The 13,229-nt window shown below is 64.0% G+C and carries 11 protein-coding genes; 8 read left to right on the forward strand and 3 right to left on the reverse strand.

What is annotated here, in order from left to right; genetic code table 11:
- Positions 1 to 19 precede the first annotated feature (19 nt).
- The gene (locus FFI94_RS11180; RefSeq protein WP_138872997.1) at positions 20 to 616 is read right to left on the reverse strand and encodes a DUF3515 domain-containing protein; all 597 of its coding nucleotides are present in this window, start codon (positions 614 to 616) and stop codon (positions 20 to 22) included.
- Between the two features lie 125 nt (positions 617 to 741).
- On the opposite strand from FFI94_RS11180, the gene FFI94_RS11185 reads away from it, so the two are divergent.
- The 3 genes from FFI94_RS11185 to FFI94_RS11195 are packed head-to-tail and all read left to right on the forward strand — an operon-like array spanning position 742 to position 2,975.
- Positions 742 to 1,752: a thiamine-phosphate kinase gene (locus tag FFI94_RS11185; protein WP_397495558.1), complete on the forward strand. Its 1,011-nt coding sequence runs from the start codon at positions 742 to 744 to the stop codon at positions 1,750 to 1,752.
- 9 nt (positions 1,753 to 1,761) lie between these two features.
- Complete coding sequence (locus FFI94_RS11190; protein ID WP_138872999.1) at positions 1,762 to 2,283, forward strand: gamma carbonic anhydrase family protein; 522 nt, start codon at positions 1,762 to 1,764, stop codon at positions 2,281 to 2,283.
- On the forward strand, positions 2,283 to 2,975 hold the full coding sequence (locus tag FFI94_RS11195; RefSeq protein ID WP_138873000.1) for a uracil-DNA glycosylase: 693 nt from the start codon (positions 2,283 to 2,285) through the stop codon (positions 2,973 to 2,975). Before FFI94_RS11190 ends, FFI94_RS11195 begins: the two co-directional genes overlap by 1 nt.
- Before the next feature lie 25 nt (positions 2,976 to 3,000).
- On the opposite strand, the gene FFI94_RS11200 is transcribed toward FFI94_RS11195, so the two are convergent.
- Positions 3,001 to 3,795 carry an enoyl-CoA hydratase-related protein gene (locus FFI94_RS11200; RefSeq protein ID WP_138873001.1) on the reverse strand — a complete coding sequence of 265 codons (795 nt, stop codon included), beginning with the start codon at positions 3,793 to 3,795 and terminating at the stop codon, positions 3,001 to 3,003.
- A 139-nt stretch (positions 3,796 to 3,934) separates the two neighbouring features.
- A complete protein-coding gene (gene rpmB / locus FFI94_RS11205; protein WP_003942669.1) occupies positions 3,935 to 4,126 on the reverse strand; it encodes a 50S ribosomal protein L28 in 192 nt (63 codons plus the stop codon).
- Between the two features lie 372 nt (positions 4,127 to 4,498).
- On the opposite strand from rpmB, the gene FFI94_RS11210 reads away from it, so the two are divergent.
- From FFI94_RS11210 to coaD, 5 genes are all read left to right on the forward strand, one after another.
- On the forward strand, positions 4,499 to 6,184 hold the full coding sequence (locus FFI94_RS11210) for a DAK2 domain-containing protein (RefSeq protein WP_138873002.1): 1,686 nt from the start codon (positions 4,499 to 4,501) through the stop codon (positions 6,182 to 6,184).
- 91 nt (positions 6,185 to 6,275) lie between these two features.
- The gene (recG, locus tag FFI94_RS11215; protein WP_138873003.1) at positions 6,276 to 8,537 is read left to right on the forward strand and encodes an ATP-dependent DNA helicase RecG; all 2,262 of its coding nucleotides are present in this window, start codon (positions 6,276 to 6,278) and stop codon (positions 8,535 to 8,537) included.
- A 121-nt stretch (positions 8,538 to 8,658) separates the two neighbouring features.
- Positions 8,659 to 12,063: a pyruvate carboxylase gene (locus FFI94_RS11220; protein WP_138873004.1), complete on the forward strand. Its 3,405-nt coding sequence runs from the start codon at positions 8,659 to 8,661 to the stop codon at positions 12,061 to 12,063.
- Positions 12,060 to 12,626: a 16S rRNA (guanine(966)-N(2))-methyltransferase RsmD gene (rsmD, locus tag FFI94_RS11225; protein ID WP_138873005.1), complete on the forward strand. Its 567-nt coding sequence runs from the start codon at positions 12,060 to 12,062 to the stop codon at positions 12,624 to 12,626. Before FFI94_RS11220 ends, rsmD begins: the two co-directional genes overlap by 4 nt.
- Positions 12,623 to 13,117, forward strand: a complete 495-nt coding sequence (gene coaD, locus FFI94_RS11230; RefSeq protein ID WP_138873006.1) for a pantetheine-phosphate adenylyltransferase — start codon at positions 12,623 to 12,625, stop codon at positions 13,115 to 13,117. The genes rsmD and coaD overlap by 4 nt, the downstream gene beginning before the upstream one ends.
- The last annotated feature ends 112 nt before the right edge of the window (positions 13,118 to 13,229 follow it).

Raw genomic sequence — 13,229 nt, forward strand, 5'->3', positions numbered from 1 at the left:
CCGGCCCCCGCCGTGTCGATCAGGGAACCGCGATCGGCGCCGGGTCGAGTGGCTGCTGCGGGATCGTCGCAGAGATGGTGTCCGAGATTTCCTGAATCGGAGTGGGGCCGGTGCCGTCGGGAACGGTGATACCGATGTACTCGCCGCGATCGACGGCAAACCAGGTGCTGGCGGCCAAGCCGATGTCGGTGCCCGAGATCTGGAACCACTGGACGCCGTTGACTACCTGAAGTGCCGCGGCCTGATCGAACTCCACGGGCCGGTCGAGTCCGCAGCGCAGGACGATCGGTTCACTCTCGCTGCGTTGCCAGGCTGCGGCGCCGGCCGGTGCGGGTTCCGCCAGCTCGGCCTTGGTGAAGTCGTCGATGTCCTCGGGAAGTGCCTCCAGAAGTGCGACGCAGGCCTCCGAATTCGCGTTGGGCGCCGGAACCGGGCCGAGTGCGACCGGTTCGAGCGTGGGGTTCTTTCCGGCGATCACGGCGGCGATCACCAGCCCGACGATCAGGGCCACCGGCAGCGCGATGGCGGTGGCAATCAATGCCGGACTACGACGCTCGACCTCGTCGAGGTCGGTGCCGTCCGGCTCGTTCGTCTCGGGGGACGTGTTTTCAGACATGCTCAGTTCTTCGTTCGGTTCTTCGTTTGGTTGCTGCGGGTGCTCGCGTGGTCATCGGTAGAATTGCCACTGCTTTGACGGTACCGCAGGCCGCTTTCGGTCCGATCTGCGCTGAGAAATTGGGAGTGCTCATCTCGTCATCAGGATCGACCTCGCATGAACAGGCATCTTCATCGCCCCGCACGGTTGCGCAGGTGGGGGAGTTCGACGTGATCGCCCGCTCTCTTGTCGGTCGGATTCAACCGCTGACGACGGAGTTGGGTCCCGGTGACGATGCGGCGATTGTCACTGCGGCCGACGGCCGGGTCGTCATTTCCTCGGACATGCTGGTCGAGGGGCGGCATTTTCGGCTGGACTGGTCCGCGCCTCGCGACGTCGGGCGCAAGGCGGTGGCGCAGAACGCCGCCGACATCGTGTCGATGGGTGCGCGACCGAGCGCCTTCACGGTGTCGTTGGGTTGCCCACCGTCTACTCCCATCGACGTGATGGACGAAATATCCTCGGGAATCTGGGATGCTGCAACGGATCTCGGTGCCGGCATCGTCGGTGGGGATTTAGTGCAATCGCAGGAGATTGTCGTCTCGGTGACTGTCCTCGGCGACCTGGGTGGCCGACGGGCAGTCATGCGGTCCGGTGCCCAGGTGGGTGACCGTGTTGCCGTTGCCGGGTTGTTCGGTTGTTCGGCAGCAGGTTTGGCGTTGCTACTTGCAGGCGATCGATCGTTCCCGGACTTGCTGGCGCTCCACCGTGTTCCGGCGCCGCCGTACGAGTCTGCGTGGGCCGCGGCCGACACTGCTCACTCGATGACCGATATCTCGGACGGGGTGATCGCTGATCTTCGCCACCTCGCGGTGGCGTCGGGCGTCCAGGTCCGCATCGATTCCGGTGCTGTGCCGACATCGGCCGACGTGCCGAAAGCCGCAGCGGCTCTGACGCTCGATCCACTGGAGTGGATACTCGAAGGTGGCGAAGATCACGGTTTTGCCGCGACCTTTGCAGCGGGTGAAGATCTGCCTGTGGGGTGGACCGTCGTCGGGGACGTCGTTGCCGGCGCCGGAGTTGTGGTGGACGGCGAACTCCGTGAATCCGGCGGCGGCTGGCACAGCTTTTCGGCTACGGGCACCACCGCGGTATAGGTTCTCCTCATGGCTGTTTATGCACTAGGAGACAAGGTTCCGGACATTCATCCGGACGCGTACGTACATCCCGACGCAGTGGTGATCGGTAACGTGAGCCTCGCTGCGGGAACATCGATCTGGCCGCAGGCCGTACTGCGCGGCGACTACGGAACCATCTCGGTGGGTGTCGGATCGAACATTCAGGACGGCACCGTGATTCATTGCACGGTTACCGAACCCACGATCATCGGCGCGGGATGTGTTGTGGGCCATAACGCGCACATCGAGGGGTCCACGATCGAGGAAGGGTGCCTGATCGCGTCCGGGTCGATCGTGCTCAACGGTTCGGTGATCGGTGCGGGGTCGATCGTGGGTGCCGGCGCCGTGATCGCCCGCGGTTTTGTCGTACCACCGCGCAGTATGGCTTTGGGAGTGCCCGCCAAGATTCGCGAAGGCTACGAAGTTCCGCTCGGTCATCTCGAAGCGAATGTCGCGAACTACTCTGCCAACGCCGCGCACTACCGCGACGCTCTGCGCAGGCTCGACTGATGGACACCCACATCGAATCCGGCTGGGCCACGGCGCTGGAACCGGTTTCCGAGCAGATCGCCCTGATGCAGAGGTTCCTCGACAACGAGACTGCAGCAGGCCGTGAATATCTGCCCGCTCGCGAGAATGTGCTGCGCGCGTTCACGAATCCGTTCGAGGACGTCAAAGTCCTTATCGTCGGACAAGATCCGTATCCGACACCAGGTCATGCGGTGGGCCTGAGCTTTTCGGTTGCCCCGGATGTTCGACCCGTTCCGCGCAGTCTGGTCAACATCTACAAGGAATACCACCAGGATCTGGGACTGCCGATTCCCGACGACGGGGATCTGACACCGTGGTCGAATCAGGGTGTGTTGCTGCTCAATCGTGTGCTGACCGTAGCGCCGGGGGCGGCGGCGTCACATCGGAAAAAGGGATGGGAACCGGTAACCGAACAGGCAATTCGCGCTCTGGTGGCCAGGCCCGCTCCGATGGTTGCCATCCTGTGGGGCCGCGACGCCGCAACGCTGGCGCCGCTACTGGGAGATACCCCCATTATCGAATCTGCGCACCCGTCACCACTTTCGGCGTCGCGTGGGTTTTTCGGTTCGCGCCCGTTCAGTCGGGCAAACCAACTGCTGACGGAGATGGGGGCCACCCCGGTCGACTGGAATCTGGGATCAACCGCGAGCGTGACCGAACCACTCTGGTGAGAGCGGTCCGGTCACGCGAGCGTGATCAAGCCTGCTTGGCAGCTACAAAATCGGGGCGACGCTTCTCGACAAACGCATCGACGCCCTCGCGGCCGGTCGGACTGTTGGCGGCAATCGCGATGGACGCTCCTTCGGCGTCGAGTTGCTCGGCGAGCGTGTTGGTTCGTGACGAGCGCAACAGTTCCTTGATGCCGGCGTACGACGACGTCGGGCCGTGGGCGAGGCTGCGTGCGAGCCGAGCGGCTTCTTCCTGAACCTCGTCGTCACCGACGAGACGTGTCAGGATGCCGAGGCGAACGGCTTCGTCGCCGCCGAGTACCGAATCGTTGAGCAGGATTTCACGAGCGCGAGCTGCGCCGACAATACGGGGGAGCGTCCAGGACATTCCTCCGTCGGGAGTGAATCCGATGGAGGGGTACGCCGGGCGAAGTTTGGTGCTGGTGCCACCGATCGCAATATCCGCGAGGCACACCAGGCTCATGCCTGCGCCCGCAGCCCATCCGTGCACTCCGGCAACAACAGGGGCAGAGGCCGCGTCGAGGGCGCGCACGAAGACATGGAATACCCGGGCAACTTCCCCGACGTACTCGCCGCGATCCGGAGCCGACGCAAAAGCGCGGACATTTCCGCCCGCGCAGAAGTTTCCGCCCTCGCCGACGAGGAGGATGCTGCCGACGTCGTTGCCGAACTGCTCCAGTGCCAGCGCGCCCTGGACCATCCCTTCGTCGTCGAGGGAGGTGCCGTTGGCGGCGGTGGAAATGGTGATGCGGAGTACGCCCTCGTCGAGCGTTACTTTGCTGAGGTCATCGATGGAAGTCACCTCACGCACATTACGGGTGCGGTGTCCGGGTCGTCGCAGGAGGGACCCAGAGAAAGACACGACAAAGACACGACAAAACAACTCTGCCCCCGACACCGAAGTGACGGGGGCAGAGCTTGCAATCGTTGTGCTCGGGCAATCAGCCCCGAGCGACCTTGCCTGCCTTCAGGCAGGAGGTGCACACGTTGACCTTACGGGTGTTACCCGGGGCAACCTCGGTACGAACAGACTGAATGTTCGGGTTCCAGCGACGATTGGTACGCCGGTGCGAGTGCGAGACCGACTTACCGAAGCCGGGCCCCTTGGCGCATACGTCGCAGACGGCAGCCATAGTCGCGAACTCCTTGTTAGAAATGAATATTGAAGTGGTCACCCTACACAGTAGGACGGGCAGAATGACAATTCGAATATACGCTGTGGATCTTGCGATACCGAATCGGTCCCTGACCGCTTACGGTGCAGTCGAGCGTGACAACACAGAACACTGTTGTAGACGATGCACCGGAGTGCACTGTTTGCAGCAATATTTGGTGTAGCCCGTTCGAGGCAACCGTGTAACAGTAACTGCTGACCGGTGGATTGACCAAACCGGCCTGCAAAACGGTGATTTCGGTGTGTGCCCGACTACCCTCGACAGCATTCGTTTCCGTCCCGCGCGAAGGGACGTTTCCGCAGAGGGGAATTGCCAGTGGGGGATGTGCCGGTGGGGGATGTGCAACACCACGGAGCGGACGCTACCGCCGACGGTCTCCTGCTGCGCCGGTGGGCGCGACGCTCGGTCGATTGCCTCGAGGAGCGGCGCGGAGAGATCAACAGCCTCAACGTCTTTCCCATCCCTGATTCCGACACCGGCACAAATCTGCTGTTCACGATGCGTGCCGCGCTCGATTCGGCGGAGGCTCTGGATGGCGACGTCACCAGCGCTACCCGCACTGCCAATGCGCTGGCGCGGGGCGCGGTGGCGGGAGCCCGCGGCAACTCCGGCGTCATCCTGTCCCAGGTGATTCGTGGGATCGCGGAGACGGTGCGCGGTGAGCGGATCAACGGGCGCGATCTCGCGGAAGCACTGCAGACGGGTACCGAGCTTGCGTCGCGTGCGGTGACGGACCTGGTCGAAGGCACCATCGTGACCGTTCTCCGGGCGTCGGGTGAAGCGGCCGCGCAGTGCGTCGGCGTGGATCTCCAGTCCGTTGCACTCGCCGCGGCAGACGCGGCGGCGCACGCCCTGGTCAAAACCCCACAGCAGCTCGACGTGCTTGCGTCGGCTGGTGTTGTGGATGCCGGTGGACTTGGCTTGCTGGTGATTTTGGACGCTTTGGTCGAGTCGGTGTCCGGGCGTTCACCGGATCGGGCGGAACTGGGCGCCGGCCGCAGTCACGGTCTGATCGCGGAGGTCAGCAGACGTGACCATGACTGGGACCGGAAATCGGGTCCGCTCGAGTGTGGCGACGATTCGGCGCAGGACTTCGAGGTGATGTACCTCGTTGACGAATCCGATGACGATCTGATGGCGGCCCTGCGCACCCGATTGGCGGTGCTCGGCGACTCGATTGTGATCGTCAGTGACGGATTCGGTGGTTGGTCGGTTCACGTGCATTGCTGTGATGCGGGCGCTGCGGTCGAGGCAGGCCTCGAAGCCGGCCGGGTGCACGGAATTCGGATCAGCAGTTTCCTCGTCGACGAACGTGATCAGTTGGTTGCCCGTCAGGAGATGAAGTTCCAGGGCCACGATGCGCGTGGTGTGCTCGCCGTTGTGGCCGGCGACGGCGCCGCGGCGCTGTTCGAGAGTGAAGGTGCCTCGGTGCTGCGATGCGACGACGCACCGGTGACCCGCGCGCAACTCCTGGGCCATATCCGCACCATGGATCGCACCGAAGTGCTGGTGCTGCCCAACGGCGCGCTGAGCGCTCAGGAACTGGTTGCGGTCAGTGCGGCGGCCCGAGATCCGCTGCACCAGGTGCTTCTGCTCTCGACATCCTCGATGGTCCAGGGGTTGGCGGCACTGGCGGTCCACGACGGCAGTCGCAACGTCGCCGACGACGGATTCACCATGTCGGAGTCGGCAGCGGCTACTCGGTGGGGTTCCTTGCGGATCGCCGTCGAACGTTCTCTGACGTTTGTCGGAACCTGCGACCCGGGCGATGCGATCGGACTGATGGGGCACGAGGTGGTGGTCATCGGACCGGACGTCGAGGCGTCCGCAGCGCGGTTGATCGATCTTGCGCTGGGATCGGGTGGCGAATTGGTCACACTGCTCATGGGCGCCGACGCCGCCGACGGCTTGGCCGAGCAGATGGAAGCGCATGTCATCAGCACCTACCCAGGCGTCGACGTGATGATTTATCAGGGCGGTCAGCCGGGGGATCTGTTTCAGCTGGGCGTGGAGTGAGCGGTTTGTCGGGTAGTCCGGTGTGGAGCATGTGTGTCGGCGGCTACTGATATACGAATACCTGTGCATTTCGATCTGCGAGGAAACTGACATGGCAACGCTCGCCGACACCTTGGATCGGCTACTGGGAAAGAAGACCGCGGACGCGCTGGCCGAGGCCTTCGAGATCCACACGGTCGAGGATCTGCTGCGCCACTACCCGCACCGGTACGCGTCGGCCGGTAAGGAACTTGCCGACAAGGAGCCGCCGGAAGGCGAGCACATCACGATCATCGCTCGGGTGGCGTCCGCGAACATCGTGAACATGAAGTCCCGGACGGGCCAGATGCTCAAGGTCTCGCTCACGACGGACACACAGACGGTCGACGTCACCTTCTTCAACCCGTACAAGGTGAAGCACGCCATCAAGCCCGGCGTACGGGCGATGTTCTCCGGCACGGTCAAGTACTTCCGGAACAAGTGGAGTCTGACGCACCCCAGTTATCTGATCCTGCCGGAACCTCGTGCAGGGGAAGAAGATTCGGTGATTCCCCTGAAGGCAGTCAAGGGTGCCGGTGATCTCGCGGGGCTGGCGCGTGCCAGTTCGGGGCCGGGCGCCGAACTCGACTACTCGATTTTCGAGCGTGAATTCATCCCGCTGTATCCGGCCACGCGCGAGGTGGAGAGCTGGACGATCATGCGGTGCGTCCGACAAGTTCTCGACCAACTTGATCCGATTCCCGAACCACTCCCGGCCGAGACTCTGGCCGAACATCATTTTGTCGGGTTGGACGAGGCCCTGAGAACGGTGCACCTGCCCGACACCAAGGACGACATCGAACGTTCCCGCGAGCGATTGCGGTTCGACGAGGCGCTGTCGTTGCAATTGGTTCTGGCGATGCGGCGTCACGACAATTCCGAGCGGGTGGCACCGGCGTGCCTGCCTGTCGCGGGCGGCATCGCCGAGCAGTTCGAGGAAATGTTGCCGTTCACCCTGACGGAAGGGCAGCAAGCCGTCGCCGCGGAGATCGCGGCCGATCTCTCGCAGACCCACCCCATGAGCAGACTCCTGCAAGGTGAGGTCGGCTCGGGTAAGACCATCGTGGCGCTGCGGGCGATGCTCCAAGCGGTTGACGCGGGATACCAATGCGCACTGCTCGCGCCCACCGAGGTACTGGCCAATCAGCATGCCAGGTCACTGCGCGCGATGATGGGCCCGCTCGCAACCGGGGGAGAGCTGGGTTCGGCCGAGCACTCCACTCGGATCGCCCTGCTCACCGGTTCACTCCCCGTCGCTGCGAAGCGTGCCGCACTTCTCGACGCGGTGACCGGTGCTGCGGGAATTGTCATCGGAACTCACGCTCTCATCCAGGACAGTGTCGAGTTCTTCAACCTCGGCATGGTTGTAGTGGACGAGCAGCACAGGTTCGGAGTGGAGCAACGAGATCACCTACGCTCGCGAGCCCGCGACGGCCTGAGCCCCCACCTGCTGGTCATGACGGCTACTCCGATTCCGCGCACGATCGCGATGACGGTGCTCGGCGATCTGGAAGTGTCCACGTTGCGCGAATTGCCTCGTGGGCGTAGCCCGATCAAGAGCAGCGTCGTGCCGGCCAAGCAGAAACCCGCGTGGGTGGATCGGGCGTGGGCCAGGATTCGCGAGGACGTCGCAGACGGGCGTCAGGCCTACGTCGTGTGTTCTCGTATCGGTGACGGCGAACCTGCTGCGGGCGAGGATCAGTTCACCGAGGAGAAGCAGCCCGAAACGAAGTCGGCCGTCGACGTTTTCGAGGAGTTGTCCAGCGGCCCGCTTTCCGATCTGCGCGTCGGTCTCCTGCACGGCCGCCTGCCCTCTGACGAGAAAGACGTTGTCATGAGCGCATTCAACGTCGGCGACATCGACGTACTCGTGTGTACCACCGTCGTGGAGGTCGGCGTGGACGTGCCGAACGCGACGGTCATGGTGATCGTCGACGCCGAGCGTTTCGGTGTCAGCCAACTACATCAGCTGCGTGGCCGAGTGGGGCGTGGAAAACACCAGGGACTGTGCATTCTCGTGACGGGAAGCAGCCCCGGCGGACCGGCGTACGAGCGACTATCCGCGGTAGCTGCCACCAACGACGGCTTCGAACTGGCGCAACTCGATCTCGCGACGCGCCGTGAGGGAGACATCCTCGGAGCTGCCCAATCCGGCACGACATCCAACCTGCGATTGCTCTCGCTCATTGCGCACGGTGACATTCTCGAATCCGCGCGAGATTTCGCGACCGGGATTGTCGAACGGGACCCGACGCTCGCCCAGCATCCCGCACTGGCGTCGATGGTGAGCGCCGCCCTGGACTCCGATCGGATCGAGTATCTCGAGAAATCGTGAGAAGTATGACGACGAACCGAATACGAATAGCCGCAGGACCATCACGTTTGTTTCTCGATTCAGTTCTAAGATGTGGGACGCCGTGTGCTTGTGCAGACGGAATTCACGGTAGTTTTTCCCCATGTTCTCCAAAGTGCTCGTCGCGAACCGCGGCGAAATTGCGATCCGTGCATTCCGTGCCGCCTACGAACTAGGTGCTGGAACTGTTGCGGTGTTCCCGTACGAGGATCGGAACTCGATCCACCGTCTGAAGTCCGATGAGAGTTATCAGATCGGGGAGAAGGGCCACCCGGTTCGGGCGTACCTGTCGGTGGAGGAGATCGTGGCCGCGGCACAAAATGCCGGTGCCGATGCGATCTATCCGGGCTACGGGTTCCTGTCCGAGAATCCGGATCTGTCGGCGGCGTGCGCGGCGGCGGGCATCAAGTTCGTCGGCCCGTCCGCGGAGATCCTCGAGCTGACCGGTAACAAGGCGCGGGCGATTGCAGCGGCGAAGGCTGCGGGTCTTCCGGTGCTGGCGTCGTCGGAGCCCTCGTCCGATATCGACGAGTTGCTCGCTGCCGCGGAGGACATGACGTTCCCGATTTTCGTGAAGGCCGTCGCCGGTGGTGGTGGCCGCGGTATGCGCCGCGTCGCCGAGCGGTCCCTGCTCAAGGAATCCATCGAAGCCGCGGCGCGTGAAGCGGAATCCGCTTTCGGTGATCCGACGGTGTTCCTCGAGCAGGCTGTCATCGACCCTCGCCACATCGAGGTGCAGATCCTCGCCGACGAGCACGGCAATGTCATTCACCTTTTCGAGCGTGACTGCTCGTTGCAGCGTCGCCACCAGAAGGTGATCGAGCTTGCTCCGGCCCCGAATCTGTCGGAGGAGTTGCGGGCCAAGATCTGCGCTGACGCTGTGGCTTTCGCGAAGCAGATCGGGTACACGTGCGCCGGTACGGTGGAGTTCCTTCTCGATACGCGTGGCAATCACGTGTTCATCGAGATGAATCCGCGAATCCAGGTGGAGCACACGGTCACCGAGGAGGTCACCGATGTCGATCTGGTCCAGTCGCAGCTGCTCATCGCTTCGGGTTCGACACTCGACGACTTGGGTTTGACGCAGGATTCGATCAAGCTGCGCGGCGCGGCGTTGCAGTGCCGTATCACCACGGAGGACCCGGCCAACGGGTTTCGCCCGGACACGGGCCGGATTACCGCGTACCGCACCCCGGGCGGCGCCGGTATCCGTCTCGACGGCGGCGCGACTCTCGGCGCCGAGGTCGGTGCGTACTTCGACTCCATGCTCGTCAAGCTCACCTGCCGTGGGCGCGACCTCGAGGCCGCTGTGGCGCGGGCGCGCCGCGCGGTCACGGAGTTCCGTATCCGTGGTGTGTCGACGAATATCCCGTTCCTGCAGGCGGTTCTCGACGACCCGGACTTCAAGGCGGGCCGGGTGACCACCTCGTTCATCGAGGAACGTCCGCACCTGTTGACGCAGCGTTCCTCGGCGGACCGCGGTACCAAGATCCTCACGTACCTTGCCGACGTCACGGTCAACAAGCCGCATGGTGAGCGTCCGTCGGCGGTATATCCGCAGGACAAGTTGCCGAACATCGACCTGTCGACGCCGCCGCCGGCCGGTAGCCGTCAGCGGTTGCTCGAGCTCGGGCCGGAAGGCTTCGCGAAGGCGCTGCGCGAGCAGAAGGCCGTTGCAGTTACCGACACCACGTTCCGTGACGCACACCAGTCGCTGTTGGCGACGCGCGTGCGGACCAGCGGCCTGCTCGACGTCGCCGGTCACGTTGCCCGGTTGACGCCGGAGTTGCTGTCCATCGAGGCGTGGGGCGGCGCGACCTACGATGTGGGACTTCGTTTCCTGCACGAGGATCCGTGGTACCGCCTCGCGGCGCTGCGTGAAGCGATCCCGAACATCAACCTGCAGATGTTGCTGCGTGGTCGAAACACGGTGGGCTACACGCCGTATCCGGAAAAGGTCACCCGCGCGTTCGTGCAGGAAGCCACCGACACCGGTATCGACATCTTCCGAATCTTCGACGCGCTCAACAACGTCGACCAGATGCGGCCCGCCATCGACGCGGTCCGTGAGACCGGTACGGCTCTCGCGGAGGTTGCGTTGAGTTACACCGGCGACCTGTCGGATCCGAACGAAACGCTCTACACCCTCGACTACTACCTGAAGCTGGCCGAGGAAATCGTCGACGCCGGCGCTCACGTGTTGGCGATCAAGGACATGGCCGGTCTGCTCCGCGCGCCGGCCGCGACGAAGCTCGTGACCGCGTTGCGCTCGAACTTCGATCTGCCGGTGCACGTGCACACGCACGACACCCCCGGTGGGCAGTTGGCGACGTACTTCGCTGCCTGGCAGGCGGGCGCCGACGCTGTCGACGGCGCGTCGGCGGCGTTGGCGGGCACCACCAGCCAGCCCGCGCTCTCGGCGATCGTGGCGGCCGCGGCGCATTCGGAGTTCGACACCGGACTGAATTTGCAGAACGTGTGCGACCTCGAGCCGTACTGGGAGGCGCTGCGAAAGGTGTACGCGCCGTTCGAGTCCGGGCTACCGGCCCCGACCGGACGTGTCTACACGCACGAGATCCCCGGCGGTCAGCTCTCCAACCTCCGCACTCAGGCAGTGGCATTGGGCCTCGGTGACCGCTTCGAGGAAGTCGAAGCGAAGTACGCCGACGCCGACCGCATGCTCGGGCACCTGGTGAAGGTGACGCCGTCGTCGAAGGTTGTGGGCGACCTCGCCCTGCACCTCGTCGGCGCGGGTGTTCCGTCGGAAGAGTTTGCCGCGGACCCGGCGAAGTTCGACATCCCCGACTCGGTTGTCGGGTTCCTGCGCGGTGAGTTGGGTACCCCGCCCGGCGGCTGGCCGGAACCGTTCCGCAGCAAGGCACTAGAGGGTCGCGGCCCGGCCAAGCCGGAAACACCGCTCTCCGCTGCCGACGAGGCACTGCTCGAAGGTTCGTCGAAGGACCGTCAGGGCGCGTTGAACCGTCTGCTGTTCCCCGGCCCGACCAAGGAATTCCTCGAGCACCGCGACAAGTACGGGGACACGTCCCGGCTCTCGGCGAACCAGTTCTTCTACGGCCTGCGCCGCGGCGAGGAGCATCGCGTCGAACTGACGCCGGGTGTTCAGTTGATCATCGGGCTCGAAGCGATCTCCGAACCCGACGAGCGTGGTTACCGCACTGTCATGTGCATCCTCAACGGGCAGTTGCGTCCGGTGTCCATCCGGGACCGGTCCATCGCCAGCGATGTGCCGGTGGCCGAGAAGGCCGACAAGAACAACCCAGGTCACGTCGCGGCGCCGTTCGCCGGTGTTGTCACGCTGGCTGTCGCGGAAGGTCAGAAGATCGAGGCCGGAGACACCGTCGCCACGATCGAAGCGATGAAGATGGAAGCGGCGATCACCTCACCGCGCGGCGGCATCGTCTCCCGCATCGCGATCAGCGCAGTCCAGCAGGTCGAAGGCGGTGACCTCCTCGTGGTCGTCTCCACCGGGGAGAGCGCCGCAGAGTGACACGCATTATCTCGGGGCTCGCAGGCGGCCGCCGCCTGCGAGTCCCGCCGAGCGGAACCAGGCCCACCTCGGACCGGGTCCGCGAGGCTCTTTTCAGTGCGCTCGAAGCGCGTATCGACCTCGACGGTTGTGCTGTCCTCGACCTGTTCGCCGGTTCCGGAGCCCTTGGCCTCGAGGCGCTCTCGCGTGGTGCCGAGCACGTGATGCTCGTCGAGTCCGATGCAAAAGCAGCAGCAGTGATCAAGGACAACATCGGTGTTGTCGGACTGCCGGGCGCGGTCCTGCGGGCAGCGCCGGTCGCGGCTGTCGTCTCCGGCCCGAGTGCTCGTGAATACGACATCGTCATCGCAGACCCGCCGTACGCGGTCACCGATGACGCGGTGGTATCCATCCTCCACAACCTTCAGTCCAACAACTGGGTGGGGGACGGCACGATCGTCGTCCTCGAACGATCGTCCCGGTCGCCGGAGACCGTCTGGCCGGACGGGTTCGAACCCGTCAAGGCGAAGAAGTACGGCGAAGCCCGGATCGAACTGGCAACCTGCTACGGTCTGGACTCATGACTGGCGCCGTTTGCCCCGGATCCTTCGACCCTGTGACCAACGGTCACCTCGACGTAATCGGAAGAGTTGCTGCGCAATTCGACGAGGTCGTGGTCACCGTGATGATCAACAAGAACAAGCGCGGAATGTTCACGGTCGAAGAGCGCATCGAGATGCTCGAAGACGCGACAAGCCACCTGCCCAACGTTCGAGTGACGTCCTGGCACGGGCTTCTGGTCGACTACGCGAAGCAAGAGGGCATCACCGCGATCGTCAAGGGTCTGCGCGGTGCCAACGACTTCGACTACGAACTGCAGATGGCGCAGATGAACAAGAAGCTCAGCGGCGTCGACACGTTGTTCGTCGCGACCAACCCCACGTACAGCTACCTGTCCAGCTCGCTCGTCAAGGAAGTTGCCACCTTCGGTGGTGATGTCGCTGACATGTTGCCCGCAAAAGTGCACGCCCGTTTGCTCGACCGCATCGCGGAACGGGCAGCCGAAAACAGCTGATACCCGACACACCGCCCCCAGACGCACCTGGGGAGCCGATCTTCCGGCAAACTTGTCGTCAAGGAACGGGCGCAGATCCAGGTGGATCGGTGACGATGTGGGCCGATAGTTG

The organism is Rhodococcus sp. KBS0724 (assembly GCF_005938745.2).
In the GTDB taxonomy this organism is placed as follows: Bacteria; Actinomycetota; Actinomycetes; order Mycobacteriales; family Mycobacteriaceae; genus Rhodococcus_F.

Coding starts and splice junctions, on each gene's coding strand:
- FFI94_RS11180 (WP_138872997.1), bottom strand. CDS start 616: ATGTCTGAAAACACGTCCCCCGAGACGAACGAGCCGGACGGCACCGAC.
- FFI94_RS11190 (WP_138872999.1), top strand. CDS start 1,762: ATGGCTGTTTATGCACTAGGAGACAAGGTTCCGGACATTCATCCGGAC.
- FFI94_RS11195 (WP_138873000.1), top strand. CDS start 2,283: ATGGACACCCACATCGAATCCGGCTGGGCCACGGCGCTGGAACCGGTT.
- rpmB (WP_003942669.1), bottom strand. CDS start 4,126: ATGGCTGCCGTCTGCGACGTATGCGCCAAGGGGCCCGGCTTCGGTAAG.
- recG (WP_138873003.1), top strand. CDS start 6,276: ATGGCAACGCTCGCCGACACCTTGGATCGGCTACTGGGAAAGAAGACC.
- FFI94_RS11220 (WP_138873004.1), top strand. CDS start 8,659: ATGTTCTCCAAAGTGCTCGTCGCGAACCGCGGCGAAATTGCGATCCGT.
- coaD (WP_138873006.1), top strand. CDS start 12,623: ATGACTGGCGCCGTTTGCCCCGGATCCTTCGACCCTGTGACCAACGGT.